This window comes from Micromonospora sp. NPDC000668, assembly GCF_042897975.1.
Lineage (GTDB): Bacteria > Actinomycetota > Actinomycetes > Mycobacteriales > Micromonosporaceae > Micromonospora.
In genome coordinates this window covers 283,692-309,186 of sequence record NZ_JBIAYP010000004.1, presented here as the reverse complement: position 1 = coordinate 309,186, position 25,495 = coordinate 283,692, and the positions used below count along the sequence as shown (strand labels likewise).

The window sequence follows — 25,495 nt, the reverse complement described above, 5'->3', positions numbered from 1 at the left end:
TGCCCTCTGGTTACTTGAAGGAAACCGGTGTCATCACGCCACACTCAGCCAGTCTCACCGATATGACAGGAGACTGACATGACGCACACCACGGTAACGATCACCCGAATCGGCGGCCCGACGGTTCTGCTGGAACTGGACGGCGTACGGCTCCTGACCGATCCCACCTTTGACGATGCCGGAACGCAGTACCGGCATGGTCCGCTGTCGTGGACCAAACACCAGGGGCCGGCCATTCCCGTCGCTGCACTCGGGCGGGTCGACGCGGTGCTGCTCAGCCACGATGAGCACATCGACAACCTAGACCGTAGTGGGCGCGCCTTGCTGGCCCAGATCCCGATGACCATCACCACCCCGGCGGCCGCGCTCAGGCTCGCTGGCGGCGCAGTCGGCCTGCGGACGGGCGCGCACGTTGCCATGCGCGGCACCTCTGGTGACCTGAGCATCACCGCGGTCGACGCTCAACACGGCCCCGAGCCGCTGCTGCCTGTCCTCGGCCCGGTGACCGGCTTTCTGATCCAGCCCGCCAAGGGCCCGGCCGTGTACCTCAGCGGCGACAATGTATCCACCCATGCCGTGACCACCGCTGCCGACCTGGCCCCGATCGGGCTGGCCGTGCTACATGGCGGAGCAGCTCGTCTGGCACCATTCGGTGACGCGCTCCTGTCGTTCTCCGCGGCGGATATCACTCACGCCACGAAGCTGCTCGGAGACTGCCCTGTCCTCGTCGTACACGACGACGGCTGGAGCCACTTCCACGAGGACGCAAGCACCGTGAAGGCGACCTTCGCCGCTGAGGGACTGTCCCACAGGCTGCTGGCGCCGCAGCTCGGGCAACCAGTGACCGTGTCGCTGGCGGCCGGCCCGACCATGCTCGGTCACCCGTGACAGCACACAAGGGTTTGCTCGATTACGGGTCACCGCCGATGCCGCACTCCACGGCGTGCCGCCGCTTGTGGTGCTCGGGGTCGAAAGTCGGTGGACGGCCGCCCTTCGACCCCGGGCTCCGTTAGTGACAGGCACGGGAGCTCATCCGCCGGAGCCACCCGGCGCCGAGGCGGAGGTCCACTCCGGCCGCGTGTGGATCAAACTGGCGAGCAAATTACGCCACCGAGGGCCGCCCTCCGGCCGGCCGGTCGGCGACCGCCTCATGGAGAGCGGTGAGCAGGCCGCGGGGACGGCGATCGGGATACTCGGCCCGCGCTTCATTCATCGCGTACGAGAATGCGACCTGCCGATCCGGCCAGGCCCCGTGCCGGGAACCGCCCGCGCCCGCATGGCCGAACGCGTCAGCCGCCGGTCCGAAGACCTGTGCCGCGGTGGCGAGCTCGAATCCGGCGCCGTAGGCCATCGGGCTGCCCCACAAGGGGGAGATGCCCTGGCGCCGCTCCCGTCGACCGAGTTCCACGGTGGAGGCCTGGAGTACGCGCACGCCGTCCAGGGAACCGCCGGCGGCCAGACAGGCGTAGAACCGGGCCATCGATCTTGCGGTGGCGAACGCGCCCACTGCGGCCAGCCCAGCGCGGCGAAACTTCGGGCTGTTCCACAGGTCCGGTGAGTCGGGGACGACGAGCGGATTGTGGGTGAGCACCGCGAGCGGGTCGTTGCTGGCTGGTTGTGCGTCGAGAAGGAAACCGGGGGCGGCCAGCATGGTGGACGCCCGGTCGTGCTGGTCGTCCGGCAGCCCGATCCAGACGTCGAGTTCCAGTGGGCGGGCGAACTCGTCGGCGAAGAAGGCGCCAACCGTGCGCCCGTCCACTCGCCGGACCAGTTCGTCAACGAGCCAGCCCCAGGTGAGGGCGTGGTAGATGAACCCGGCCCGCGCATCGGTCTCGGGTGGCTGCTCGGCGAGCAGCTTGGCCATGATGTCGTGATCAAGCAGGTCGTCGTCAGTGACTGGCTGCCGCACGCCGGGCAGCCGCGACTGGTGCGACAGGATGTCTCCGACGGTGACGGCGCCCTTGCCGGCCGCCGCGAACTCGGGCCAGTACCGGGCGGCGGATGCATCGAGGTCGAGCACGCCGCGCTCGACGAGCAGCAGTACGCAGGCGGTGGCGAGACCCTTTGTCCCCGAGAAGATCAGCTGCAGGGTGTCGGCCTGCCACCGGCGGCCGGTGTCCGGATCGGCGACCCCGCCCCACAGGTCTACCACGAGGTCTCCCTTGTGGTAGACGCTGAAGGCGGCGCCCGTCTCGCCGAGTTCGGTGAAGCTTCGCTCGAATGCGTCGGCCACTGGTTCAAATCCGGCAGCGGTGAATCCTTCGACCACAGGATGTTTCCTTCCTCAGCGTTTGGCAGTGGACAGCAGCGTCAGCGCGGCCTGCTTGGCGTGCTCCGCGGCGGCATCGGCGGTGTCGTGATGGTCGGCGACGACGGTGGCGCCCTCGATCAGGATCAGCAGTTGCCGGGCCAGCACCTGCGGTTCACGCGCTCCGGCGCGCTGCGCGATGCCGGTCAGGAGGTTGAGGTAACGGCCCAGATGTCGGACGGCAACCGTGCGGGCGGGGTCGGCGTGGTGCTGCGTGGCGGCGTTGACGATGGCGCAGCCCCGGAAGGCCGGCTCGGCGTACCAGGTGCCGAGGGCGTCGAAGATCGCCGCCAGCTCTGCCTCGGGATCCGGCCCGGCCGCCTGTGCCACGTCGGTGAGCCAGCGGATGACCCGATCGCTGCGGGCAGCGAGGACGGCATCGACGAGCCCTTCCTTCGAGCCGAAGTGACGGTAGAGCGTCTCCTTGGACGCACCGACCGCGGCGCACAGCTCGGCGATCCCGACACCGTCGAGCCCTCGCTCATAGAGCAGGTCGGTGGCGCAGGCAAGGATCGCTTCCCGGGTGCGCGCCGGATCGAGTGAGGTTCCTTTGGCCACTGGCATGAAGCAGATGGTACCGATCGGTTCGATCTTTCGCTAGGGTCATCGTACCGCTCGGTACCATCACTGAAGGGAGTTGCATGACCCTCGAAACACCCGTTGCCGCCTCGCGGGCGATGCCCTGGTGGCCGTCCATCGGCCTCGCCCTCGGCACCGCCTCCGCTCTGGGGCTCGGCCGTTTCGCCTACGGACTGTTCGTGCCGGCCATGTCCCAAGACCTGCAGTGGACGATGACCACCGCCGGGGCGCTGACCGCCGCGAACGGCGCCGGATACCTGCTTGGCGCCGTTCTCTCCGCAGCAGTGATCCGCCGTGCCGGACTGACGGCGACGTTCCGCGCCGGGATGGTCCTGACTGCCGTGGCGCTCGCCACCACAGGCCTGGGCCTGTTGACGTTGGGACGCGCGGCGGCCGGACTCGGCGGAGCGCTGACCTTCATCTCCGGCGCTGCCCTGGCATCCCGACTCGCCGACCGCGCCGCAACCCTGACCCCCGTGACCGTCTACTTCGCTGGTGCGGGAGGTGGCATCGCGATCACCGGCGCCGGCATCCCGCTCCTGCTGCACGTCCACCCTGAGCGCTGGGTGGTCGGCTGGTGGGCGCTGGCTGGTGCGGCCGCACTGGCCAGCGCGGCCAGCTGGCGCGCGGCGGCCGTCCGCGACGCCACCACGCCGACCGCGGCGGTAAGCGGGAGGCACCTGTGGCCTCAACGACGGATCGCTGCGGCATATCTGCTGTTCGGTGCCGGTTACATCGGCTACCTGACGTTCCTGTCGGCGTACCTGGTCGACCGGCACGCATCGCTGCCCATGGTCTGCCTCACATGGATCCTGGTCGGAGCGAGTGCGATGGCCGCACCCGTCCTGTGGAGCCGCCCGATCGTGACCTGGGGCGGCAACCGACCGCTGTGCGTGATGCTGCTGGGCGTCGCTGCAGCGGCCGCGCTGGCCAGAGCAGCGCCTACAGCGGCCGGGACGACGGCATCCGCCGTGTTGTTCGGCCTGGCGTTCATGATGGTCCCGGCCGCCGTCACCGCCCATGTCACTCGAAGCGTGCCACTCGAAGCGACCAGCGCCACGCTCGCAGCATTCACCGTGGTGTTCGCGATTGGCCAGTCCATCGGCCCATGGATCTCCGGGATCCTGGCCGATCACAATGGCGCGGGCGCGACCCTGACCGTAACAGCGCTGCTGTGCACGCTGGCCGCGTTTCTGGTCGTCAGGCGATCGGCGGAACCGGCCGGTGCCAGGGGATGACGGCCGAGGGTTGGCGGCTGGCCCTTCCGCATCGCGTCGACATGGGCCCGGTGATGGACCGGCGCCCGAGGGAGTGCAGCGCGCAAGAGGCGGCCGTTCGCTTGGCAGGACCGCCGCCGCACCCTTGGTTCGACGCTCATCTAGGTTGACATCTCTCGAAACAGAAGCCAAGATTCCTGCGAATGACTGGTTAGAGATCTATCGAGATAGGATCGAGATGTTCGTCGATGCAGGTGCGCACCAACCCGCGATGCGCGCGAGGGTCTGATCCGATGCGTGCCGCCTACATCAAGATGACCCTGGCGACCGTGCTGCTCGGCTCCTATCTGGTCGTCAGCAAACTGATCCTGCGCGAGGTGCCGGTCTTCACGGCCACGTTCATCAGGCTCGTTACCGCCAGCCTCGTGTTGGCCGTGTACGTGGCGCTCAAGCCTCCAGGCCGGGTGCGTCCCGGCCGCAGGGACCGTGCGGTGCTGTTCACCCAGACCCTGCTCGGCGTCTTCTTGTTCAGCGTGTTCGCCATGTACGGGGTCAGGCTCACCGGCGCCATCGAAGCGGGAGTCATTCTGGGCATGGTGCCGATCTCCATCAGCATGGTCGGCCTGCTGCTTCTGCGGGAGTCGATGTCGGCCCGCCGGGGAGGGGGCATCGCCGTCGCCGTGCTGGGTGCCTTGAGCATCAATGTGATGAGCGTTCAGGCGCTGGACGGCCCGTCAGGTTCCCACGTGGCGTTCGGGTCCCTGTTGCTGGCTTGTGCGGTGGTGTGCGAGGCCGTATTCCTGACCTTCGGCAAGCTGCTGTCCAGGCCTGTTCCTCCAGCTGCGCTGTCTCTCATCCTGTCGACCGTCGGTGCTGTCATGTTCGCCGTACCGGCCGCCGTCGAGTTCGATTGGGCCATGATCACCGCCATTTCTGGTCAGGCCTGGGCTTTGATGATCTATACCGGCGTGGCCGTGAACGGCGTGGCCGTGGTTCTCATGTACGACAGCCTTGACACCGTCGATACCACGGTCGCGGCGGCCTTCACCGCCCTCACGCCGGTCAGTGGCGCTGTCCTGTCCGTGCTGCTCCTCGGTGAGAGGCTGCATCTGTACCACCTGACCGGCATGGTGCTCGTGGTGCTCGGTGTCTTCATCGTCGCCAAGGAGACGAACCGACGGCCCAGGCGCCGCTCGGACCATACGGAGCCTGGTGTCCTTCGCAGTGGGGTTGCCGAGACGACCAGCTAGCGCAGACTGGTCAAGCGGCGAACTGGCTGAGAAGGACGCATCAGCCACCTCAAACACCGCTACGACCGGGACCGCAGCCAACGATCCCGGGATACCGCCTCGGCCACACCCATGCACAGCCACCCCCGCCCGAACTACTTCTTCAGGTCGACGTAGTTAGCCGCGCGGCCTGCCCACACCGGGCTGTCCACGTAGTGGTTGTCGTAGCGGTCCTGGGTCTCGCCGACTTCCTGCCAGGTGGCTTCGCCCTGGTGCACCTTGTCGAGCAGTCGGTAGTAGTCGAACCGGGGCTTGCCGGGGGTGATTACGACGAGGAAGTCGACGTCCTGGTCGTCGGCGGGGGCGAAGGCATGCGGGGTGTTCGGCGGGACGAAGAGCACGTCTCCCTTGTGCAGGGTGTGCAGTTCGTCGCCGACGAGCATCTCGAGGGCGCCGTCGAGCACGAAGAACAGCTCGCCGGAGTGGGTGTGCAGGTGCGGCGGCGCGCCGTCGGTGCCGTGCTTGAGCAGGGTGCGGTTGCTGGTCAGGGCGCCGCCGGTGTGCTCGGGGTCGAGCAGCAGCGTGATCACGCTGGCCGGGTCGCTGTCGAGAACCTCGGCCTGGGCTGCGCGTACCAGTGTCATTGTCGGCTCCTTCGTTGTTTGACTGTTTCCTGGACACTAGATGTCCAGGATTGTTCGGCGCTAGTGATCATGGCATGGGTCACAGATTCTGGACATGTAAAGTCCAGGACTATGCGGATGAGTCAGGGCGTCGAATGGGCCCTCCACACGTGCCTCAACCTGAGCTGGCTGGACGCCCCGGTGCCAACCGGCACCCTCGCGGCGTTCTACGAGCTGCCGCCGGCCTACCTGAACAAGCAACTCCAGGCCCTGGTCCGGGCCGGGATTCTGACGTCGACCTCGGGGCCGCGCGGGGGCTTCCAGTTGGCCCGGGCCCCGGGGTCGGTCTCCCTGTTGGACATCGTGGCCGCGATCGAGGGCCCGGAGGAGTTGTTCCAGTGCGACCAGATCCTCAGCAAGGGGCCGGGGGAGCACGCGGGCGTCGATTATCGACAGTCCTGCGCGTTCGCCCAGGCCATGCGGGGTGCCGACCTGGCCTGGCGGCGGGAGTTGGCCGGCAAGACCGTGGCTGACGTCCGGGCCGACGTCGAGCGCGGGCACCCCGAAGCCCCGGCCAACACCCGGGCCAGGATCGCGCAACTTCGCTAGGACTATTGCTTTCCGCGTCGCTCAGCGTGGCTGTGCTTTGCCTTGTGGCCGCGGGCCGTGTTCGAGGGTTGCTAGGAAGCTGTCGGCCGCGTCCTGGACGCGGTCTTGGTCGCCCGTGGCCAGCAGGTCGAGCAGCAGCCCACGGATCGTCGCGATCACCAGGGTGGCCGTGCGCGTCGCTGTCTCCACGTCGGTGCCCGGTCTTTGCGCATCGACCAGGGCGCTCATCCAGTCGGTCACGACGCGATCGAGGAACTCCGTGAACTGTTGCGGTGCCTGTAGAGCACGTCCGTAGACCGCGAAGAACAGTCGGAACTCCGCCCACTGGCGCGGGTCGGAGGCGCGGGTCCAGACCGCACGCGCGGCCGCAGCCAGGTCAGGCTGGTCGCCGACCGCTTCGCTCGTGGCCGTGAAAGCACGCTCCCGCAACCGTCCGAGTATGGCCTCGAGCATCTGCTCCTTGGTGCCGAAGTGATGGACCAGTGTTGTGGTCGACACCCCGAGGGCGCGGGCCACCGGCCGCCACGACAGCTCGGCGAACCCGTGCTGCATCGCGTAGTCGACCGCGGCGTCGAGCAGGTCGGCCCGTCGCTGGTGGTTGACCGGCCGTCCCGTCATCGCTGCCTCGTGATCCCTCTGGGTTGCGGTTCCTAGAACGATCGTACTACATTCGTTCCTTGTACGGTCGTTCTAGGAACTGGGAGTTCCTCATGCGTGTGTTCGTTACCGGAGCGTCGGGCTGGGTCGGTCGAGGGCTCGTCCCCGAGCTAATCTCCGCCGGCCACAAGGTCACCGGGCTGGCCCGCTCGGATGCGGCGGCCCAATCCCTGCGGGCGATGGGGGCCGAGGTCCGCCCGGGATCTCTCGACGACCTCGACGCCCTGCGCGACGCGGCCGCCGCCTCCGACGGCGTCGTCCACCTCGCGTTCAAGCACGACATGTTCTTCGCCGGCGACTTCGCCAGCGCCACCGACGCCGATCGCGCGGCGATCGACGCCTTTGGCGAAGCCCTCGCCGGCACCGGCAAGCCGTTCGTCATGGCCTCCGGCATGCTCGGCGTGCTCGGGCTACCGTCCGGTGTCGTCGCCACCGAACGCGACGGGCTGGCCCCGGACACCGGCAGCACGGGCCCGATCAGCGGCGCCGGCGGACGGATGGCAAACGCCCGGCACGCTCTCACGCTCGCCGGCCACGGGGTCCGCTCCTCGATCGTGCGGCTCCCACCGGCCACGCACGGCAAGGGCGACAACGGCTTCACCACCACCGCGATCGGCTTCGCGCGCCAGAAGGGCGCCGCTGCGTACGTCGGCGATGGCAGCAACCGCTGGCCCGCCGTCCACCGCGATGACGCCGCGCGACTGTTCCGCCTCGCGGTCGAGTCCGCGCCGGCCGGCTCAGTGCTGCACGCGGTCGGCGACGAGGGCGTGCCGATCCGTGTGGTCGCCGAGACTCTCGCCGCACATCTGCACCTTCCCGCAGTCTCCGTCAGCCCCGAGGAAGCTGCCGACTACGTCGGCTGGCTCGGCGGCCTCTGGGCAATCGACGGGCCCGCCTCGGCGCAGATCACTCGTGACCTTCTCGGATGGCAACCTGCGGGCCTCGGGCTGATCGCCGACCTCCAGCAGGGCCACTACTTCGCCTGAGTGCGGGCCCCGCCCCAGTCCGAGCTCAGTGGCGAGCCGGACGAGATTTTCTCTAGGCTGCCCGGGTGCAGATCGACTTGGTTGCTCTGATCGTCGACGACTACGACACCGCGATCGAGTTCTTCGCTGGCGTGCTGGGTTTCGACCTCGTGGAGGACTCACCCGCACTGACGAATGACGGGAGACCCAAGCGGTGGGTCGTTGTCCGGCCGCCGGGTGCACAGACCGGAATTCTACTCGCTCGTGCGGATGGAGACCGTCAACGCGCTGCTGTGGGTGACCAGGCAGCAGGGCGGGTCGGCTTTTTCCTCCGGGTCGACAACTTTGATGCCTCGTACGCGCGCTTGGTCGAAGCCGGGGTCACCTTCGTCCGAGCGCCGCGCACCGAGCCTTACGGCCGGGTCGCGGTCTTCCTCGATATCGCCGGTAACCGCTGGGATCTTCTCGGCGAGGGCTGACTCCCTTGACCCTGCGGTATCTGCCGCAGATTGTTCGTCCCGGTTCCCAGCCGGCGTTCCTCGCCGATGTCCGCTCCACCGAGGACCGCGCTCCGCGACCGGCGCTCGCATCCAGACGTGACTGACCCGTCTCATGTCACAGAGGTAGCCGCTCCGACGGTGCCAGTCGACCTCAAGTCAGGCGGCTTCAGTCAGCGGGACTCTGTCGCCCCGATCGGCGTCGCCCTGCTGGTCACCGGCGCCGACGATTACCGCTGGAACTGGGCTAGTTTCTGCGGGTTGAGGACGATCAGCACTCGTTCGATTCCGGCGGGTGAGGCGTCGATGGTGACCAACGCGACCGCTGTTCCGGGCCGCGACATGAGGATCGCGGCTTGGCCGTTGGATTCGACGATCTCCGTTGAGAGGTCGTGGCCGAACTTCCGGATCAGTCCCAGGATGTAACGCGCGACGTTGTCACGTCCGACGATGGGTACCTGGGCGGCCCGTACGGTGCCGCCGCCGTCGGCATAGGAGGTGGCTGTTGTGGCGAGCAGTTCCTCGAGCCGGGTCAGCTCACCGGACCGGGCGGCGGCGAGAAAGGCACACAGCAGGCGGCCGTGGTCGGCGCGGGCGACCGGATCGCGCCGCTGCTGGGCCAGGTGCGTACGGGCGCGTCGGCCGAGCTGTCGTGCGTACGCCTCGCTGATGTCGAGTACCTCGCCGATCCGCCGGAACGGGTAGTCGAACGCCTCGCGCAGCACGTACACCGCCCGCTCGGCCGGGGTGAGCCGTTCCAACAGGAGCAGCACGGCAAGTCCGAGTGACTCGTTCCGTTCGGCCTGGAGTGTCGGGTCGGCGGAGGTGTCGACGGGCTCGGGTAGCCACGGTCCGGGATACAGCTCGCGTCGGGCGCGAGCCGATGTCGCGGCGTTCAGAGCGAGCCGAGAAGTCGTCGTGACCAGGAACCCGATTGGGTCCCTTACCTGGCTGCGATCGGTCTGTTGCCACCGAAGCCAGGCTTCCTGCACGACGTCCTCCGCCTCCGCGACACTTCCGAGCATTCGGTAGGCGATGCCGAAGAGCCGCGGACGGACCGCGTCGAACACCTCTAGCGCGCCGATCAGTGTCCCGTCTGTCCCTCGCCCTACCATGACCGCCCGCCTCGTCGCTTCTATCCCTGAATCTGCAGGTGATTTCGAACTACCGCCGATATCGCCACTGTCCGTTGGGCACCAGCGCATACAGATACCCCTACGCGGCCGGACTACAGCATTGGTGCATGGCGCCAGGCACCCCACCTCTGAGGTGGAGGGCCTGCAACATGGAGGCGACCTGCTCGATCGGCGGTCTGGCCACCGGAGCGGGGCGGCGACGAGTCGAGCAGACCGATACAGATCTGCACGAGCGTGCCGACGAGCCAAAGGAAGGGCCTGTCGATGCCGTCCTGTTCGTCGTCCGGCATCGTGTACCAGCCGGCGTACGTCTCCTGCACCGCGTGTTCGGCCACGTGGACCGAACCGAGCAGGTGATATGCGAGGTTCTTGAGGAGGCGTCGTTCGGCGACGACGACGCAGAACGTGCTGGGTAACGCGTTTGACCGAGGTGGCCGGCGGGGTTCGGGAACCATCGTTTCTCCCACTGGTTGGTCCGGAAGGTTCAGTGGGCGGCCCGAGCCGACTCGAAGTTGCGCCGAGCCACTCGACGGTCGCGCAGCACCGTCAGCAGGATGATCACCAGGCCGATGAGCGCCACGGCCGCGTTTGCGGTGGTGAGGAGGATCGCCTCACCTACCGTCGCCTGCTCCATGTTCGTGATGTGGAAGAAGAAATGCGGCACCGCGAAGACCGAATAGGCGCCCGCGGCAGGGATGACGAAGTGGGCCCTGGGTTTGACCGCCGCGATGCCCAGCAGCAGGGCGATCGCCAGTGATGCCGTACCGAAGTCCCGCGCGTAGTGCTCGCTGAACGGCGGCGTGAGGTCCACCGTCGGGAAGTTCGTGTAGAAGCTGGCCGGCCAGAACGCGTTCCAGGCCCCGACCACGAGGTTGTCGACAAACAAGATCGCCAGCGCGATGCGGATCATGATGGTCACGAGTTGTTGCTCCTTGCGCTGTCTCGGATGGCCGCCGCTGGTGGGCGAGTGTCACCAGGTACGGACCGAGCAGGTCTCCGATTCGTGACAGATGGCTCGGCGGCGAGCTCTGCTGTCACGGATCGGGGGGCCGCTCGGTCCAGTTCGCAGATGCCGCGGTCGTTCGCGGCGGAGGGGAGCACGCCATGAAGAGAAGCGTTGCGGCAGGCGTGACCGGCGAGTCGGACACCGGTCGGGCGCCTCGCATTCGTCGTACCGTCGGATTGATCGTCGCGGTCGCGCTTGCTGCCGGTCTCCCGCTGGCGGTCACGCCCGCCCCCGCGGTCGCCCACGGCGCGACGCATTCGATCACGCCGGCCGCCGGTGCCGCGCTCGCGACTGCTCCGGAACGGGTCGAGGTGGTGTTCGCCGCCGAGATCATGTCTGACAGCACCGTCACGATCATGGACCACACGGGTACGGATTGGGCCGGCGGTCGGCCGGCTGTCCAAGGAGCGACGCTGATCGACCAGGTGAAAGCAGGTATGCCCGACGGCGGGTACGAGATCAGCTGGCGAGCAACCTTCACCGACGGACACCCGGTAGCCGGCACGGCGGAGTTCACCGTGGGAGCGGACGCTGCGGCGGCCGCCACAGCGAATCCGTTCCGGGCCCGGGTCACCCACGGCGGGGTCGTCGCGTTCTACACCGCCGCAGGCATGGCCGTACTTGCTCTCCTTCTCGCGATCATGACGCTCTCACGCGGTGTCTACGCCGCCAACAAGCGTGCGGCCACACGTGACGGCTCCACCCTTTAGACCGACCTGATCGGTTTCCGCCTCTGTGCGGCCTGCTCGTCTGAAGGCGTCGACCCGCCGCCGGTGGTCATGTGCTGCTGGAGCGGTGGGGACCTGGTGGGGAGATCGGTGCGGGGTGCCGTCGTACGCGAATGTTGTCGGCGATGACGATGCCGGTGAGGACTGCGCCGCTGGCGAAGGCATTGATGAGCGGTGGCAGGAGCAGCATCGGCGGAAGGAGACAGGCGAGCGCGACCAGCCCGATGACGCGGCTTCTGGAGACGTGGCTGAACACCAGGTACTCCAGGAGGATCCGACCGGCAAGGAACAGCGCGGTACCGCCGAGGATGGTGACCGTCGGGATCGCGCGTGGATGGCCTAGTGGATCGTCGATGACCAGTTGGGCGCCGACCGAGGCGACGACGAGGCCGGCGATCATGACCAGGTGTGCGTAGGACGCCAGGGTGCCGAGACGGTCGGGATTGGCTGATGCCCCGATGGCTGGCCCGACGTCTTCTCCGGCACGGAAGATGTAGATCCGCCAGATCAATGCAGTGACGGCGAATGTCAGCACGAACGCGGCGGTCCGATCGGTAGCAAAACCGCGACTGGTGAGGCTCGATCCGATGGCCAGAATGACTTCGCCGAGCCCGATGACGAACAGTGCCCGGTTGCGCTCGGCCAGGAACTCGCCGCCGGCCGGCACCTGTGCACCGCCCAGGCGCATGAGTCTTGGCAGGGGGTAGCTGAACCACCGTGCGGCGTAGATGAGGACAACCGCGAGCGTCCACAACGCCGTGCGTACTCCGCTTGAGGCGACCGCCCCGACAAGCCAGGGCACCCCGGTGACGGCATGCCAGATCGCCGCCCGTCCCGCAACACGTTGTACCTCCTGGCCCCGCAACAGGACCACGAGGAAAAGACTGCGACCGATCTGGATGGCGAGGTAGGCGACCGCGAAGATCAAGCCGGTCCTGCCGAACGCCTCGGGGACCGCCGCCGAGAGCACCAGGGCACCCACCATGGTGGCGATGACCATCAATTGCACCGGCGGCCGTCGGGGGTTCAACTGCCCGGTCACCCTCGCGGTGAGGGACCACACCCATCCGATGGCCAGCAACAGCACCAGTGCCTGGAACGCGCCGGACCAGGTCAGGTTGTTGAGCAACTGCTGGGCGAGCGCGCGGAGCGCGAAGACGAACACGACATCGAAGAACAGCTCCAGGAACGACGCTCGCGCGACGTCCTCGAGCCTGCGAACCAGTCCGCTTGTTCCACTTCCTGCCACCGGCTCGCCCGTTCCTACCGATCTTCGGTTGGTATCAGCGTATCCGTCCTCTTCGTCCGTGTGGCCCGGTCCCCGACCTCTCCCTCGAGATCGTCCAGCCGGCCTCTCCGAGCACCGTTGAAGTGGTCAGGTGCTGCTGCTCCCAGAGCGCCTGCTGGCAGCCACGGCGCGCGCGGGGCGCCGACGAGGGCGCCAGTGACCGCGCGGTGGAAGTTCAATCGAGCGGGGTAGAGAATCGGTGAATATCTACTACTCCTACGCCGACGTGTGAGACGTGTAGGGGGTGCTCGTTGACAACGCGGAACCTTCGTTCGAGGCGTACGTGCAGTCTCATATCCACACCTTGGCTCGAGTGGCATACCAGTTGACCGGCGATCACGACCTCGCCGAGGACCTGGTGCAGCAGGTCCTGCTGGGCATGGTCGGGAGATGGCAACGGGTTGCTGAGGGCAGTAATCCAGACGGCTACGTGCGCCGCGCCCTCTACACCCAACACCTCAAGTGGGGGCGGCAGAGTCGCCGGATCCGTGAGGTAGGGGAGGAGACGGCGTTCGAACGCCTGTCGCCCGACCGCAGCGACGAGATCGCGCTCGCACTCGCCGTCCAGGATGCCCTCGCCAAGCTGGCGCCGAAACAGCGCGAGGTGCTGGTGCTGCGCTACTTCGAGGACCTCACCGCGGAACAGGTCGCCGAGGCACTCGGCTGCTCGATCGGCACGGTCAGGAGCCAGACCCGGGACGCGCTTGCGCGGCTGCGGGCCCTGGCACCGGAACTGCGGGGCCAGATCGAGTCGGAGTTTCGGGCGGGAACGGGCGGCAGTCGCGCAACGAGGAGATCCACACGCGCCTCGCGCTCTTGCCCGACAGCCGACCCGTCGGTTCGTCGCACACCGCGCGTGCTCAGCGAGAGCCCGCGCTGTTCCGCGTTCTAACGGCGACAACAGCGCCCGTGCGTGGCCCGTTTCCGCGGCTCCACGGCGAAGCCCGGCCGCCATTCCGGCGACCTCCCGCGATCCTTCAGCTGGGGCGCCATAGCCCGCGCGAGGCGAGTACCTGACACGGCGGCGGGCCCGTGACGTGGCCGTTCACCGATCATCCACCGGCACCGGCAGTCCATTCACGCCGCCGCTACCGGGCCTAGAGCGATGCTCTGAGCATGGCTGACTTTCTGGTTGTCCTGGGCGTCATCGGCTTCGTCGCCGCGATGCTGGGCTTGATCTGGGGATTGGAGCGGGTGTGAGCCTCACCGACGGGCTGCTTCTGATTCTTTCGTTCGGCGTCTTCATCTTTCTGGGCGTCGCGCTATTTAAGGCGGAGTTGTTCTGATGACCTTCGCGTGGACGATCGTCGCGCTCGTGGGCGTGCTGGCGATCTGTTGGCGATTCCTCGGGGCGTACATGGTCGCGGTGTTCGAGGGCCGGACGAGATGGCTTGCATTCGTGGAGCGGCCGGTTTACCGGCTGCTGAAGGTCGACACCAGGACTGAGCAGTCCTGGCAGCGGTACGCGACCTCGGTGATCATGTTCTCCGGCGTCGCGTTGCTGTTCGGCTACCTGATCTTCCGATTGCAGGGCCATCTCCCGCTCAACCCGCAACATTTCCCCGCAGTCCGATCGGACACCGCGTGGAACACGGTGGTGTCGTTCGTGACCAACACGAACTGGCAGTCCTACGCGGGTGAGACGACGATGTCGTATCTATCGCAGATGGGCGTGCTGGCGCTGCAGAACTTCCTGAGCGCCTCGGTGGGTATCGCGGTAGCGGTAGCGCTGATTCGCGGGTTCTCGCGTAAGGGCTCGAAGACGATCGGCAACTTCTGGGTCGATTTCGTTCGCACCACGCTCTACGTCCTGCTGCCGATCGCATTCGTCGCTGCGATGATCTTCATCGCTCAGGGTGCGTTGCAGACGTTCGCGGGTCCGGCCGAGGTGTACAACACCCTGACCGGGGCGACGCAGACCCTGCCGCGCGGCCCGATCGCTTCACAAGAAGTGATCAAACAACTGGGTACGAACGGCGGCGGCTTCTTCAACGCCAACGGCGCGGGGCCGTTCGAGAACCCCACCGGGTTGACGAACTTCCTGTCGATCGTGCTGATCCTGTGCATTCCGGTGGCCCTGACCTACACCTTCGGGAAGATGGTTCTCAGCATCCGGCAGGGCGTGGCCATTCTCGCGGTGATGGGCATTCTGTTCGGCGGCTGGCTGGCAATGGCCACGGTGGCCGAAGGGCAGGGCAACCCGGCCGTTGCCGCCGCCGGCGTGACCCATCAGCCCGAGGGCAACATGGAGGGCAAGGAGACGAGGTTCGGCACAGCCTCATCGACGCTGTACAACATTACCGCCACGCAGACATCGACCGGCAGTGTCAACTCGGCGGCGGACTCATACACGCCGATGGGTGGGTTCGCAATGCTCACCGGAATGATGCTCGGCGAAGTGAGCCCCGGGGGTGTCGGTACCGGTCTCTACTCGATGCTGCTGTTCGCGGTCATCACGGTCTTCATCGGCGGGTTGATGGTCGGTCGAACGCCGGAGTACCTGGGCAAGAAGATCCAGGCGCGGGAGGTGAAGCTCGCCGCCCTGGGCGTCCTCGTCATGCCGATCACCGTGCTGGTGCTGACCGCGATAGCGACGGCGGTCGGGGCGGGACGTGCCGGGCCGCTCAACGCCGGGCCACACGGCTTCTCCGAGATCCTGTACGCCTACACGTCGCAGACGAACAACAACGGTTCAGGGTTCGGCGGCCTGAGCGCCAACACCCCGTTCTACAACATCACCGGTTCTATCGCTCTTTTGCTGGGGCGGTTCGCCATCATCATCCCGGTACTCGCCCTGGCCGGGAGCCTGGCCGCGAAGCAGGTTGTCCCGGCCTCCCGGGGAACCTTCCGGACGGACAAGCCGATGTTTGTGATTCTGCTGACCGGGGTCGTACTCATCATCGGTGGGCTGACGTTCTTCCCGGCCGTCTCGCTGGGCCCGATCGTCGAGCACTTCAGTCACGGAAAGCTCTTCTGATGAATTGTCTGACTAAAGCTATTGCTGCAAGGCGCGCGCGGGCGGCCAGCCGACCCGATCGCGGAAGGGTCTTCTGATGCCCGACAACAATGTCCTTCTCCACCCGGGTTCGGCACCGGAGCACGAGGGCGGTGCGGCGGTATCCGCCCGCGGCGTGGTGAGCCGGCGCAGCCTGTTCGACACCGCGATCATGCGGCGGGCTGTGATCGACGCGGTCCTCAAGCTGAATCCGCGCGTTCAGATCAAGAACCCGGTGATGTTCGTCGTACTCATCGGCACCGCGGTGACCCTGGTGGACTCGATCGCCCATCCGAGCGTGTTCGCCTGGTCGGTCACCGTCTGGTTGCTGTTGACCGTGCTGTTCGCCAACTTCGCCGAGGCGATGGCCGAAGGGCGTGGCAAGGCCCAGGCCGACACGCTACGCAGGACCCGGACCGGTACTCAGGGCCGCCGCCTCGACAACAACGGCAACGAGCAGCGGGTCGCGGCGGCCGAGCTGGTCGCCGGCGACCTGGTGGTATGCGAGACCGGCGACGTGATCCCCTCGGACGGGGAGATCGTCGAAGGGATCGCGTCGATCGACGAATCGGCGATCACCGGCGAATCGGCTCCGGTGATCCGGGAGGCCGGCAGCGACCGGTCCGCGGTAACCGGCGGCACCATCGTCCTCTCCGACCGCATCGTCGTTCGGATCACCGCCGAGGCGGGCAAGTCCTTCCTCGACCGGATGATCAGTCTGGTGGAGGGCGCGCGGCGCCAGAAGACGCCGAACGAGATCGCACTGAGCATCCTGCTCGCTGCGTTGACGATCATCTTCGTACCGGTCGTCGTGACCCTCGCGCCGTTCGGCGAATTCGCCGGCGGCAACGTATCGGTGATCGTTCTGGTGGCCCTGCTGGTCTGCCTGATTCCGACCACCATCGGCGCGCTGCTGTCGGCTATCGGTGTCGCCGGTATGGACCGCCTGGTCCAGCGCAACGTGCTGGCGATGAGCGGCCGGGCCGTCGAGGCGGCCGGCGACGTGCAAACGCTTCTACTGGACAAGACCGGCACCATCACGCTCGGCAACCGGATGGCATCGGCCTTCTACCCGGTCGCCGGCCACCGTGAGGAGGACCTGGCCGGAGTCGCCCAGCTGGCATCGCTGGCGGATGAGACGCCGGAGGGACGGTCCATCGTGGTGCTGGCCAAGGAACGCTACGGGCTGCGTGAGCGCGAGTTGGGGCCGGAGCACGTCTTCGTTCCGTTCAGCGCGAACACACGGATGTCCGGACTGGATGTCGGCGCTCGGCGAATCCGCAAGGGCGCCGCCGACGCAGTCAAGCGCTGGGTGATCGACCAGGGCGGGGACCTACCGGCCGAACTCGACCAGATCGTCGAGCGGGTGGCGCGTGCGGGCTCGACCCCGCTGGTGGTGTCTGACGGGCCGCGCGTGCTCGGCGTCGTCGAACTCAAGGACGTCGTCAAGCAGGGCATCACGGAGCGGTTCGCGGAACTGCGCGAGATGGGCATCCGAACGGTCATGGTCACCGGTGACAACCCGTTGACCGCCGCCGCTATCGCTCAGGAGGCCGGCGTCGACGACTATCTCGCTGAAGCTACTCCCGAGACGAAGCTGCAGCTCATCAAGGCCGAGCAGGAAGGCGGCAAGCTCGTAGCGATGACCGGCGACGGCACCAACGACGCGCCGGCGCTCGCCCAGGCGGACGTGGGTGTCGCCATGAACATGGGGACCACGGCCGCAAAAGAGGCCGGCAACATGGTGGACCTGGATTCCAACCCGACAAAGCTTATCGATGTCGTGGAGATCGGGAAGCAGTTGCTGATCACCCGTGGCGCGTTGACGACGTTCTCGATCGCCAACGATGTGGCGAAGTACTTCGCCATCATCCCCGCGCTGTTCGTGGCGACTTTCCCGGAGCTGAACAAGCTGAACATCATGGCGCTGCACAGCCCTCAGACCGCCGTGCTCTCTGCGGTGATCTTCAACGCGTTGGTCATCATCGCTCTGATTCCGTTGGCATTGCGCGGAGTGCGGTTCCACTCGTCCAACGCATCGGCGATCCTTCGCCGCAACGTGCTCATCTACGGCCTCGGCGGGCTGATCATCCCGTTCGTGTCCATCAAAATTATTGATCTCATACTCACCGCTATCGGGGTCTTCTGATGCTGGTAAATCTCCGGCGGGCAATCGTCGTCTCGCTCGTGTTCTTCGCCCTACTCGGTCTGGCCTATCCGCTGGCCGCGACCGGCGTCGGACAACTCCTGTTCCACGATCAGGCGAACGGATCCCTGACCGCCAACGGCTCGACCCTGATTGGGCAGGCATGGGAAGGCCCGGAATGGTTCCAGGGTCGCCCGGACGGGTTCGACCCGAACGCTACTGGCGGGTCGAACCTCGGCCCCCGTTCGCAGGAACTGTCTGACAGCGTCAAGGAGCGGATCGACGCGCTGCAGGACAAAGGCATCGACCCTACGAATCACCTGGTCACCCGCTCCGGTAGCGGGGTCGACCCGGACATTTCGCCGGATGACGCGTACGCCCAGGTAGCCGCCGTCGCGAAGGCCAGGGGACTTTCCGAGGCTCAGGTACGCGACCTGGTGTCCCGGCACGTCACGGGACCGCAGTTCGGGTTCCTCGGCGCCCCTCATGTCAACGTTCTCCAGCTCAACGAGGCGCTCGCGGCACTTCAGTAAGCAATCGGCTTCGGCTGAGAGAGGCGAGTGGAAAGGAGGGCCGGGCCGGGCGGGGTGCCGCCCCGCCCGGCCCGGCCGTCCTGTTGGTGCCCGCCCCGGCAAGGGTGCTTCGCACGGAGTTTCCCCGCCCTGCGGGGGTGTGCGCCCGGCCACAGGCGGGAGCGCCCCGGGCGAGAGATCATTGGCCCCGGCCAGGACATTGGTGGCCCCGGTAGGAGGGACAGACACGGACACCATCACGATTCGACGGGACGTCATCGGTTCGCTCGCGGCGCTCGCCTGCATGGGCGTACTTCTCGCTGGGATGTTGCCGCTGCGTCCGCACCTGAGCGTCGCAACGTCCGCACTGGTGCTCGTTGTGCCAGTCGTCCTCGGTGTCGTACTTGGCGGCTTCCGGGCCGGCGTCGTCGCCGTGATCGCCGGATTTCTCGTCTACGACGTTCTGTTCATCCCGCCGTACATGACGCTCAACGTCGGTGCCGCCGAGAACTGGACTGCCCTCGCCGTCTACGCCGCAGTCCTGCTGCCGATCGCCCGGGTGGTCGCCGGGATGAACGCTGCGCGGGCGAAGGCCCAGCAGCGTGGTATGCAGATCAGGGAACTGTTTGCGCTATCCGGTCTGCTCGTCGAGGACAAACCGTTCGACGAGCTGAAGTCGATGATCGTCAACACCGTGCGGGATGTATTCGATGCACGTCAAGTGGTGCTGCTGTTACCGAGAGAAAACGATTTGGACATCGTCGCCTCGGCCGGCGCGCCGCTGACCGAAGAGGACCGCGGCAAGCTCATCCCCGCCCCGGGACAGCTTGCCAACCTGGATAGCTACCCGGCTATTGACAAGGACCGCTTCGGGCTCGCGCTGATCGCGGCCAACCGCCCCGTCGGCCTGCTCGTGGTGTCCGGTCAGCGGCTCGCCAAACAGGAGCGCGAACCCCTGCTCCTGTTCGCGAACCAGGCCGCCCTCGCCATCGAACGCGCGCAATTGCGCGAGCACGCTTTGCGTACGGAACTCACCGAAGAGGTCGAACGGCTGGCCCGCATGCTGGTCGCCGCGGTGTCACACGATCTACGCACACCGCTTGCCTCGATCAAGGCATCGTCCTCCATCCTTGCCGATCCCGACCTCGACATCGGCCGCGCGTCCCAGCTGGAGCTGGCCGAGCTCATCGACACTCAGGCCGACCGGCTCGCGGCGCTCGTCACCAATCTGCTGGACATGAGCCGGGTCCAGGCCGGTGTGCTGCGTCCCAGGTACACCGTCACCACCGTTGCGGATCTGGTGGCGACCGTGCTGCGCGACCTGTCGCCGGCGCTGGGCGCGCGCCTCGTGCGCGTCAACGCACCGGTCGACCTGCCGCCGATCGACATCGATCTGGTTCTCATCACCCGCGTCCTGACCAATCTGCTGGTCAACGCCGCCCGACACGGTCCCGGGAACACGCCGATCACCATCGACGCCGAGCTGACCAGCGCCGGGACCATCACCGTTGCGGTCACCGACCGTGGCCCGGGTGTTAGCCCCGATCGGCGCAGCGAAATCTTCGGAATGTATTCCCGGCGACCGGGGGACGCGGGCACCGGACTCGGCCTGACCATCGCCAAGGCCTTCATCGACGCCCACCAGCAGCGCATCTGGACCGAAGACGCGCCCCAGGGCGGCGCCCGATTCTGCTTCACCCTGCCCGTTGCGTCGCCACTTCCCGAGGAGATCCACCTTGTCCCGCATCCTGATCGTTGACGACGACAGCGACCTGCTCAACGCCTGCCGGGTCGGGCTGCGGGCACTCGGTCATGACGTACGAACCACCGAAACCGGCATCGACGGGCTCAACGAGGTCGCGCTGCGACCACCTGAGGCGATCGTCCTGGACCTCGGCCTGCCGGACATCGACGGGTTGGAGGTCTGTCGACGCATCCGCACCTGGAGCGACCTTCCCGTCGTCGTTCTGTCGGCCGACAGCTCCGAAGACCGCAAGGTGGACGCGCTCGACGGCGGTGCCGACGACTACATGACCAAACCGTTCGGTATGCGGGAACTTGATGCGCGCGTACGCGTCGCACTCCGCCACCACCTGGCGGGGACCGCGGACGATCAGACGACAGAACTGCGCGCCGGCCCCCTTCGTCTCGACCTCGTGCACTACGAGGCCACCTTCGACGGTCGTCCTCTTGACCTCACCCCGAAAGAGTTCGACTTCCTCGCGTACCTTGCCCGCCACGTCGGAAAAATCTGCACCCGGCGGATGATCCTGGAAAACGTCTGGGGAGCCGCGTACTCGAAGGAGTTGCAGTACCTCAAGGTCTACGCGTATCGGATCAGACGGAAGCTTCACGACGAGGACGGCCACTTCCTGGAGAACGACCCCTCCGTCGGCTACCGGCTGGTGGTCGCGGACAACTAGCGGACGCTTCGTCTCATGGCTGTGGTGGTCGAGACGGCGGCCTATCCGTGGTCTGGACCTGGTTGGCCGGTGCCGCCGAGGTTGTTTCGAGTTTGGTGTGGAGGACTTCGCGGGCCTGTTCGGCGGCACGGGTGATGCTCTCGCTGATGAAGTCGAGGAAGCGGGCGATGTTCTCCAGGCGGGTGGCGGCGGGGGTGTTGGGGCCGAGGATGGCGACGCCCTGGCGTGCGGTTTCGACGAGCTGGTCGTTGGATCGGGCGCTGGCGATCGTCGCCTGGTAGAAGAGTTCGTCGTCGACGACGTAGCGGTCGCGGCGGCGTTCGTCGCGTTCTCGACGGACGAGGCTCTGGCTCTCCAGGAAGGTGATCGCCTTGGAGATGGACGCCGGGCTGACCTGGAGACGCTGGGCGAGTTGGGACGCGGTGAGGCTGCCCGCGTCGGTGGTGAACAGGCAGGTCAGCACCCGGGCTGTCATCTTGGTCAGGCCGGAAGCCATGAGGACGGTAGTGAACGTCTCCTCGTACTCGGCCACGGCCTCGGCGTCGCGTCCGTGCGGCTGGGGGACTGATTCCGCCCCCCGAGAGGAGGCGGGTCTGCGCCGGTGGGCGCGGCGTTCGGTGGCGCGGTGGGCCAGGTCGGCGCGGTAGGCGGTGGGGCCGCCGTTGCGCATCACCTCACGCGTGATCGTCGAGGTGGGACGGTCGAGGCGTCGGGCGATCTCTGCGTAGGGGAGGCTGTCGGCCACCCCCAGCGCGATCTGCTGACGTTCCTGCTGGCTGAGCCTGCCTCCCGGCATCGCGATCTCCTTGGTGGTCCTTCATGGCGGTCCCTGATCCCCCCACCATAGCGTTCACTTCTCATTCATTGCAATGATCAGTGCAGTGGCCGTTGCGTTGAATCCAGAGTCGTTGCAACACTTTCTATGCTCCTACCTGCGTATATGCTGCTCTGGTGCAACAGAACTGTTGCCGGGTTGTGGAAAGCAACGTAGCGTTTCCGGTGTCAGAAACACGAACGAGCACAGGAGAGCACGATGCAGAAGTTCGCCACCCCCACCCCGATCTCCGCCGTCCTGGACATCCCCGCCGGGCGCATCCAGTTCATCGCCGCAGACCGCGCCGACACCACCGTCGAGGTCCGGCCCGCAGACCCCTCCAAGAGCCGCGACACCAAGGCCGCTGAGCAGACCACCGTCGCCTACGCCGACGGCGTCCTGCGGATCACGGCCCCGACCCCCAACAGCCAGCTCTTCGGCCCCTCTGGATCCCTGGAGGTCACCGTCCAGCTGCCCGCCGGCTCCCGCATCGAGGCCAAGACCGCCAGCGCCGAGCTCCGCGGCGTCGGACGTCTCGGCGACGTCGCCTTCGAAGGCGCTTACCGCCAGATCAAGATCGACGAGGCCGCGAGCGTCCGCCTCACTGCGATCGACGGCGACGTCGAGGTCGGCCGGCTCAACGGTCCTGCGGAAATCAGCACCGCAAGGGGCGACATCCGGATCGCCGAGGCCGTGCGGGGCACGGTCGTGCTCAGCACCCAGTCCGGCAACATTTCGGTCGCCGCCGCCGCCGGCGTCTCGGCCGCGCTGGATGCCGGTACCGGCTACGGCCGTGTCAGCAACGCCCTCAAGAACGATGGCACCGCCGAACTCGACATCCGTGCCACCACCTCCCATGGCGACATCGCCGCCCGCAGCCTCTGAGAAGCAGAAGGGCTATTCGGCCGGGCCCACCGCGATCGAGATCCTGTCGGTCGCGGTGGGCCCGCCGTCCGTCCCGAGGGGCTTGCGATCCACGCGTTCGTCGCGGCGCACTTGCCTGGGGCGCTTTCGTGCTGATCGTCGCCTGCCCCCGGTCCGCCGCTCGTGTTGGCGCCGGTATCTCCGCAGATCATGTCCGTGCCGGAGCGCCACCTCGGACCTGACCTCGTGCACGAGGTCTGGTCGATAGGCGACCTTCGATATAGTGATGGGTCCGTTGTCGGGTGTCGTCTGTGGTTGATGCCGACTCAGGTGCGGAGAGGGCGAGGAAGCAGATGCGTCGAGGTTCGTTCGGGCGGATGGTGGTCGGTCTGTTGGCCATCCTGTTCGTAATCACGGCCAGCGGTTGCGGGTCCTCCGAACCGACCGGCGGGGCGCTACCGTCCCGGCTGCGGGTCGGCGTCGTGCCCAACGTTTCCCCCGAGAAGCAGCGCGCGTTGTACGAGCCGCTGCGGACCTATCTGGCTGATCGGCTCGAGGTCGAGGTGGAGCTCTTCGTCGCCAACAACTACGCGGGCGTGGTGGCTGCCCTGGTCGCAAAGCAGGTGGACGTCGCCTACCTCGGTGGGTTGACCTACACGCAGGCCGCCGAGCAGTCGCCGGGTGTGGTGCCGTTGGTGACCGAGGTCGACGAGGAGACCGGCACCCCGCGTTACTGGGCCGCGGTCGTCGTGCGGGCGGAGGCCCCCACCAAGTCCGTCGCGGACGTCGTCGCCGCCGGTGGCCGGTTCGCTTTCGGGGACGTGGGCTCGACGTCCGGGAGCCTCTACCCGCGGATGATGCTCGTCGACGCGGGCGCCAAGTGCCAGCCGGACGACCTGAACGCCTGCCCCCCGCTGCGGAACGTCACCTTCACCGGGGGACACGACGCGACCGCGCAGGCGGTGCTCAACTCCTCCGTCGAGGCCGGCGGGCTCGAACTGCGGATCCTGCACCGGCTGGAGCGGCAGGGCACCGTCCCGAAGGGCGCCCTGCGGGTGGTGGAACAGCGCGAGGTGATGGGCTACCCGTGGGTGGCCCGGGATGGGCTCGACGAATCCGCCCGGCAGAAGGTCACCGACGCGTTCCTCGCCATCACGGACCCAGCCCTGCTGTCGTTGATGCGGGCCAAGTCCTACGCGGCGGTCTCGACCGCGGACTACACCGAGGTACGGCAGAACGCCGAGCGCCTCGGTCTGCTCACCAAGCGGTGACAGCATGGACGTCACGCTGACCGGGCTCTCCGTCAGGTTCGACAGCCAAGCCGTTCCGGCGCTGGAATCCGTGGACCTTCAGGTGCGCGCCGGCGAACAAGTGGCGTTGCTCGGCTCCTCGGGAGCCGGGAAGAGCACCCTGCTGCGGGTGCTGCTCGGCGGCGTACGGCCGCTGGCGGGGGAGGTCCGCGTCGGTGGCCGTGATCCCTTCGGGCCGGCCGCCGACGTGCGGGCGCTGCGGCAGCGGTCCGGGTTCCTCCGGCAGCGCGACGACCTCGTCCCCGGCGTCAGCGCGCGGACAAACATCCTGATGGGCCAGTCCTGGCGGTGGCGAGTCGGCGACTGGCTCACCGTCGCCCGGGGCGGCGTGCCGCGCCGGCACACCGCCCGCCTCGACGAGTTGGCCCACCGACACGGGATCGTCGACCTGCTCGATCGGCGGATCGAGCACCTCTCCGGCGGTCAACGCCAGCGGGTCGCCCTGGTACGGGCGCTGCTCGGCGGACCAGGGCTGCTCCTAGCGGACGAGTCGACGACGGGGTTGGACCCGGAGCGGGCCGCTGCCGCCGTGGCGGACCTGCGCGGGGCGGACGGCGTCACCTTGCTGCTCGCCACCCATGACGGCGCGCTGGCCCGGCAGTTCCCCCGCGTCGTCGGGCTGCGCGCGGGGCGGATCGTCGTTGACGGCCCACCGGACACGATCTCGATGGAGCAGCTCTATGCCGCTTGAGACGGAGGATCGGGACCCGCCGGTCGCGTCCGCGGGGCGGCCGGCCGGTCCGCGGACGCGGGCACCGATGCGTACGTTGCAATGGGTGGGGCTGCTGGTCTGCGCCACCGTCGTGCTCTGGTCGCTCTCGGCGACCGGGGTGGGCGTCGGATCGCTGGTGCAGGGGCGGGAGGGCACCGTCCGGTTGCTCTCCGGGCTCTTCCCACCCGACCTGGACCCCGTACTGCTGCGCCGGATCGCCGCCGCGACCGTGCAGACCCTGCAGATCTCGGTCGCCGCGCTGGTGCTGGGTGCCGTCCTCGGCCTGCCGATGGCGGTGCTCATCGCTGGCAATGTACGGGCACCGCGGGCGCTGGCCCTCCCGGCGCGATGGCTCGCCGCGGTGCTGCGGGGCGTACCGGAGTTGCTGTGGGCGTTGCTCTTCGTGGCGGCGGTCGGCCTCGGACCGGCTGCCGGGGTCTACGCGATCAGCCTGCACTCGGCCGGCATGGTGGCCAAGCTCTGCTCCGAGCAGATGGAGGCGGTCGACCCGGCCCCGGTGGAGGCGGTCCGTCTCACCGGCGCCTCCCGCACCGCGACCGCGCTCTTCGCCGTCGTCCCGCAGGCGCGGGGCACCGTCGTGTCCCAGCTGCTCTACCAGTGGGAGTGCAACGTCCGCAGCTCCGTGGTGATCGGCTACGTCGGCGCGGGCGGGCTGGGCCAGGAGCTCGGCGTGGCGCTGCACCTGTTCCGCTACCAGGAGCTGGCGACGCTGATGGCCGCCGTGCTGCTGCTGGTCCTCATCGTCGACGGCATGTCGGTCCTGATCCGCCGGCGGCTCGGGGTCATCGCCGGGCCGCCCGGCGACTGCGAACGACCCCGCTTCCGCCAACGCTGGCGCCCACAGCACTGAGTTGCT

The 25,495-nt window shown here is 67.6% G+C and carries 27 protein-coding genes; 18 read left to right on the top strand and 9 right to left on the bottom strand.

Annotated features, from left to right (window positions below):
- The first annotated feature begins 78 nt into the window (after positions 1-78).
- Positions 79-888 (top strand): MBL fold metallo-hydrolase, encoded by an 810-nt coding sequence (locus tag ACFY29_RS22205; protein WP_386989105.1) that lies wholly within the window; start codon positions 79-81, stop codon positions 886-888.
- Positions 889-1,102: 214 nt separating this feature from the next.
- On the opposite strand, the gene ACFY29_RS22200 is transcribed toward ACFY29_RS22205, so the two are convergent.
- Together ACFY29_RS22200 and ACFY29_RS22195 are read right to left on the bottom strand one after the other, a co-directional pair.
- Positions 1,103-2,233 carry a serine hydrolase domain-containing protein gene (locus ACFY29_RS22200; RefSeq protein WP_386989102.1) on the bottom strand — a complete coding sequence of 377 codons (1,131 nt, stop codon included), beginning with the start codon at positions 2,231-2,233 and terminating at the stop codon, positions 1,103-1,105.
- Between the two features lie 51 nt (positions 2,234-2,284).
- Positions 2,285-2,872: a TetR/AcrR family transcriptional regulator gene (locus ACFY29_RS22195; protein ID WP_355603215.1), complete on the bottom strand. Its 588-nt coding sequence runs from the start codon at positions 2,870-2,872 to the stop codon at positions 2,285-2,287.
- A gap of 77 nt (positions 2,873-2,949) precedes the next feature.
- Between ACFY29_RS22195 and ACFY29_RS22190 the strand changes: the two genes are divergently transcribed.
- Together ACFY29_RS22190 and ACFY29_RS22185 are read left to right on the top strand one after the other, a co-directional pair.
- On the top strand, positions 2,950-4,125 hold the full coding sequence (locus ACFY29_RS22190; protein ID WP_386989099.1) for a YbfB/YjiJ family MFS transporter: 1,176 nt from the start codon (positions 2,950-2,952) through the stop codon (positions 4,123-4,125).
- A 227-nt stretch (positions 4,126-4,352) separates the two neighbouring features.
- Complete coding sequence (locus ACFY29_RS22185; protein ID WP_386989096.1) at positions 4,353-5,354, top strand: DMT family transporter; 1,002 nt, start codon at positions 4,353-4,355, stop codon at positions 5,352-5,354.
- 134 nt (positions 5,355-5,488) lie between these two features.
- Here ACFY29_RS22185 and ACFY29_RS22180 read toward each other — a convergent pair whose 3' ends face one another.
- Positions 5,489-5,977, bottom strand: a complete 489-nt coding sequence (locus ACFY29_RS22180; protein WP_386989093.1) for a cupin domain-containing protein — start codon at positions 5,975-5,977, stop codon at positions 5,489-5,491.
- 111 nt (positions 5,978-6,088) lie between these two features.
- On the opposite strand from ACFY29_RS22180, the gene ACFY29_RS22175 reads away from it, so the two are divergent.
- Positions 6,089-6,565, top strand: coding sequence for an Rrf2 family transcriptional regulator (locus ACFY29_RS22175; protein ID WP_328425217.1), 477 nt, complete (start codon positions 6,089-6,091; stop codon positions 6,563-6,565).
- Positions 6,566-6,586: 21 nt separating this feature from the next.
- On the opposite strand, the gene ACFY29_RS22170 is transcribed toward ACFY29_RS22175, so the two are convergent.
- Positions 6,587-7,183, bottom strand: coding sequence for a TetR/AcrR family transcriptional regulator (locus ACFY29_RS22170; protein WP_328425219.1), 597 nt, complete (start codon positions 7,181-7,183; stop codon positions 6,587-6,589).
- 92 nt (positions 7,184-7,275) lie between these two features.
- On the opposite strand from ACFY29_RS22170, the gene ACFY29_RS22165 reads away from it, so the two are divergent.
- Positions 7,276-8,208 (top strand): SDR family oxidoreductase, encoded by a 933-nt coding sequence (locus tag ACFY29_RS22165; protein ID WP_386989089.1) that lies wholly within the window; start codon positions 7,276-7,278, stop codon positions 8,206-8,208.
- Between the two features lie 65 nt (positions 8,209-8,273).
- A complete protein-coding gene (locus ACFY29_RS22160; RefSeq protein WP_386989087.1) occupies positions 8,274-8,666 on the top strand; it encodes a VOC family protein in 393 nt (130 codons plus the stop codon).
- Positions 8,667-8,914: 248 nt separating this feature from the next.
- Here the strand turns inward: ACFY29_RS22160 and sigJ are convergent, their stop codons facing one another.
- From sigJ to ACFY29_RS22145, 3 genes are all read right to left on the bottom strand, one after another.
- Entirely contained in the window at positions 8,915-9,799 is an 885-nt protein-coding gene (sigJ, locus tag ACFY29_RS22155; RefSeq protein WP_386989904.1) for an RNA polymerase sigma factor SigJ, read from the bottom strand.
- A 113-nt stretch (positions 9,800-9,912) separates the two neighbouring features.
- Positions 9,913-10,275 carry a sigma factor gene (locus tag ACFY29_RS22150; RefSeq protein WP_355603196.1) on the bottom strand — a complete coding sequence of 121 codons (363 nt, stop codon included), beginning with the start codon at positions 10,273-10,275 and terminating at the stop codon, positions 9,913-9,915.
- Between the two features lie 29 nt (positions 10,276-10,304).
- A complete protein-coding gene (locus ACFY29_RS22145; protein ID WP_386989082.1) occupies positions 10,305-10,739 on the bottom strand; it encodes a hypothetical protein in 435 nt (144 codons plus the stop codon).
- Between the two features lie 209 nt (positions 10,740-10,948).
- On the opposite strand from ACFY29_RS22145, the gene ACFY29_RS22140 reads away from it, so the two are divergent.
- Positions 10,949-11,536: a copper resistance protein CopC gene (locus ACFY29_RS22140; protein WP_386989080.1), complete on the top strand. Its 588-nt coding sequence runs from the start codon at positions 10,949-10,951 to the stop codon at positions 11,534-11,536.
- Positions 11,537-11,603: 67 nt separating this feature from the next.
- Here the strand turns inward: ACFY29_RS22140 and ACFY29_RS22135 are convergent, their stop codons facing one another.
- Positions 11,604-12,803: a low temperature requirement protein A gene (locus ACFY29_RS22135; RefSeq protein WP_386989077.1), complete on the bottom strand. Its 1,200-nt coding sequence runs from the start codon at positions 12,801-12,803 to the stop codon at positions 11,604-11,606.
- Positions 12,804-13,086: 283 nt separating this feature from the next.
- On the opposite strand from ACFY29_RS22135, the gene ACFY29_RS22130 reads away from it, so the two are divergent.
- From ACFY29_RS22130 to ACFY29_RS22100, 7 genes are all read left to right on the top strand, one after another.
- A complete protein-coding gene (locus ACFY29_RS22130) occupies positions 13,087-13,734 on the top strand; it encodes a SigE family RNA polymerase sigma factor (protein WP_386989074.1) in 648 nt (215 codons plus the stop codon).
- Positions 13,735-14,038: 304 nt separating this feature from the next.
- The gene (locus tag ACFY29_RS22125) at positions 14,039-14,128 is read left to right on the top strand and encodes a potassium-transporting ATPase subunit F (RefSeq protein WP_355603179.1); all 90 of its coding nucleotides are present in this window, start codon (positions 14,039-14,041) and stop codon (positions 14,126-14,128) included.
- Entirely contained in the window at positions 14,128-15,819 is a 1,692-nt protein-coding gene (kdpA, locus tag ACFY29_RS22120) for a potassium-transporting ATPase subunit KdpA (protein ID WP_386989070.1), read from the top strand. The genes ACFY29_RS22125 and kdpA overlap by 1 nt, the downstream gene beginning before the upstream one ends.
- A gap of 76 nt (positions 15,820-15,895) precedes the next feature.
- Positions 15,896-17,986 (top strand): potassium-transporting ATPase subunit KdpB, encoded by a 2,091-nt coding sequence (kdpB, locus tag ACFY29_RS22115; RefSeq protein WP_386989068.1) that lies wholly within the window; start codon positions 15,896-15,898, stop codon positions 17,984-17,986.
- Entirely contained in the window at positions 17,986-18,516 is a 531-nt protein-coding gene (locus tag ACFY29_RS22110) for a potassium-transporting ATPase subunit C (protein ID WP_386989065.1), read from the top strand. Before kdpB ends, ACFY29_RS22110 begins: the two co-directional genes overlap by 1 nt.
- Entirely contained in the window at positions 18,470-20,254 is a 1,785-nt protein-coding gene (locus ACFY29_RS22105) for an ATP-binding protein (RefSeq protein WP_386989061.1), read from the top strand. Before ACFY29_RS22110 ends, ACFY29_RS22105 begins: the two co-directional genes overlap by 47 nt.
- The gene (locus ACFY29_RS22100) at positions 20,232-20,918 is read left to right on the top strand and encodes a response regulator transcription factor (protein WP_355603167.1); all 687 of its coding nucleotides are present in this window, start codon (positions 20,232-20,234) and stop codon (positions 20,916-20,918) included. Before ACFY29_RS22105 ends, ACFY29_RS22100 begins: the two co-directional genes overlap by 23 nt.
- Positions 20,919-20,931: 13 nt before the next feature.
- On the opposite strand, the gene ACFY29_RS22095 is transcribed toward ACFY29_RS22100, so the two are convergent.
- Positions 20,932-21,714 carry a helix-turn-helix domain-containing protein gene (locus tag ACFY29_RS22095; RefSeq protein WP_386989058.1) on the bottom strand — a complete coding sequence of 261 codons (783 nt, stop codon included), beginning with the start codon at positions 21,712-21,714 and terminating at the stop codon, positions 20,932-20,934.
- Positions 21,715-21,951: 237 nt separating this feature from the next.
- On the opposite strand from ACFY29_RS22095, the gene ACFY29_RS22090 reads away from it, so the two are divergent.
- From ACFY29_RS22090 to phnE, 4 genes are all read left to right on the top strand, one after another.
- A complete protein-coding gene (locus ACFY29_RS22090; protein ID WP_386989056.1) occupies positions 21,952-22,617 on the top strand; it encodes a DUF4097 family beta strand repeat-containing protein in 666 nt (221 codons plus the stop codon).
- A gap of 332 nt (positions 22,618-22,949) precedes the next feature.
- Positions 22,950-23,867, top strand: coding sequence for a phosphate/phosphite/phosphonate ABC transporter substrate-binding protein (phnD, locus tag ACFY29_RS22085; RefSeq protein ID WP_386989053.1), 918 nt, complete (start codon positions 22,950-22,952; stop codon positions 23,865-23,867).
- A 4-nt stretch (positions 23,868-23,871) separates the two neighbouring features.
- A complete protein-coding gene (locus ACFY29_RS22080; protein WP_386989050.1) occupies positions 23,872-24,597 on the top strand; it encodes an ATP-binding cassette domain-containing protein in 726 nt (241 codons plus the stop codon).
- Positions 24,598-24,664: 67 nt separating this feature from the next.
- Positions 24,665-25,489, top strand: a complete 825-nt coding sequence (gene phnE, locus ACFY29_RS22075) for a phosphonate ABC transporter, permease protein PhnE (protein WP_386989047.1) — start codon at positions 24,665-24,667, stop codon at positions 25,487-25,489.
- The last annotated feature ends 6 nt before the right edge of the window (positions 25,490-25,495 follow it).

Excerpts from the sequence above, each read along its gene's own strand:
- ACFY29_RS22195 (WP_355603215.1), bottom strand. The coding sequence starts at position 2,872 with ATGCCAGTGGCCAAAGGAACCTCACTCGATCCGGCGCGCACCCGGGAA.
- ACFY29_RS22080 (WP_386989050.1), top strand. The coding sequence starts at position 23,872 with ATGGACGTCACGCTGACCGGGCTCTCCGTCAGGTTCGACAGCCAAGCC.
- phnE (WP_386989047.1), top strand. The coding sequence starts at position 24,665 with ATGCGTACGTTGCAATGGGTGGGGCTGCTGGTCTGCGCCACCGTCGTG.
- ACFY29_RS22150 (WP_355603196.1), bottom strand. The coding sequence starts at position 10,275 with ATGGTTCCCGAACCCCGCCGGCCACCTCGGTCAAACGCGTTACCCAGC.
- ACFY29_RS22090 (WP_386989056.1), top strand. The coding sequence starts at position 21,952 with ATGCAGAAGTTCGCCACCCCCACCCCGATCTCCGCCGTCCTGGACATC.
- ACFY29_RS22105 (WP_386989061.1), top strand. The coding sequence starts at position 18,470 with ATGTCAACGTTCTCCAGCTCAACGAGGCGCTCGCGGCACTTCAGTAAG.
- kdpA (WP_386989070.1), top strand. The coding sequence starts at position 14,128 with ATGACCTTCGCGTGGACGATCGTCGCGCTCGTGGGCGTGCTGGCGATC.
- ACFY29_RS22190 (WP_386989099.1), top strand. The coding sequence starts at position 2,950 with ATGACCCTCGAAACACCCGTTGCCGCCTCGCGGGCGATGCCCTGGTGG.
- ACFY29_RS22095 (WP_386989058.1), bottom strand. The coding sequence starts at position 21,714 with ATGCCGGGAGGCAGGCTCAGCCAGCAGGAACGTCAGCAGATCGCGCTG.
- ACFY29_RS22165 (WP_386989089.1), top strand. The coding sequence starts at position 7,276 with ATGCGTGTGTTCGTTACCGGAGCGTCGGGCTGGGTCGGTCGAGGGCTC.
- phnD (WP_386989053.1), top strand. The coding sequence starts at position 22,950 with ATGCGTCGAGGTTCGTTCGGGCGGATGGTGGTCGGTCTGTTGGCCATC.
- ACFY29_RS22180 (WP_386989093.1), bottom strand. The coding sequence starts at position 5,977 with ATGACACTGGTACGCGCAGCCCAGGCCGAGGTTCTCGACAGCGACCCG.
- ACFY29_RS22205 (WP_386989105.1), top strand. The coding sequence starts at position 79 with ATGACGCACACCACGGTAACGATCACCCGAATCGGCGGCCCGACGGTT.
- ACFY29_RS22175 (WP_328425217.1), top strand. The coding sequence starts at position 6,089 with ATGCGGATGAGTCAGGGCGTCGAATGGGCCCTCCACACGTGCCTCAAC.
- ACFY29_RS22170 (WP_328425219.1), bottom strand. The coding sequence starts at position 7,183 with ATGACGGGACGGCCGGTCAACCACCAGCGACGGGCCGACCTGCTCGAC.
- sigJ (WP_386989904.1), bottom strand. The coding sequence starts at position 9,799 with ATGGTAGGGCGAGGGACAGACGGGACACTGATCGGCGCGCTAGAGGTG.
- kdpB (WP_386989068.1), top strand. The coding sequence starts at position 15,896 with ATGCCCGACAACAATGTCCTTCTCCACCCGGGTTCGGCACCGGAGCAC.
- ACFY29_RS22185 (WP_386989096.1), top strand. The coding sequence starts at position 4,353 with ATGCAGGTGCGCACCAACCCGCGATGCGCGCGAGGGTCTGATCCGATG.
- ACFY29_RS22110 (WP_386989065.1), top strand. The coding sequence starts at position 17,986 with ATGCTGGTAAATCTCCGGCGGGCAATCGTCGTCTCGCTCGTGTTCTTC.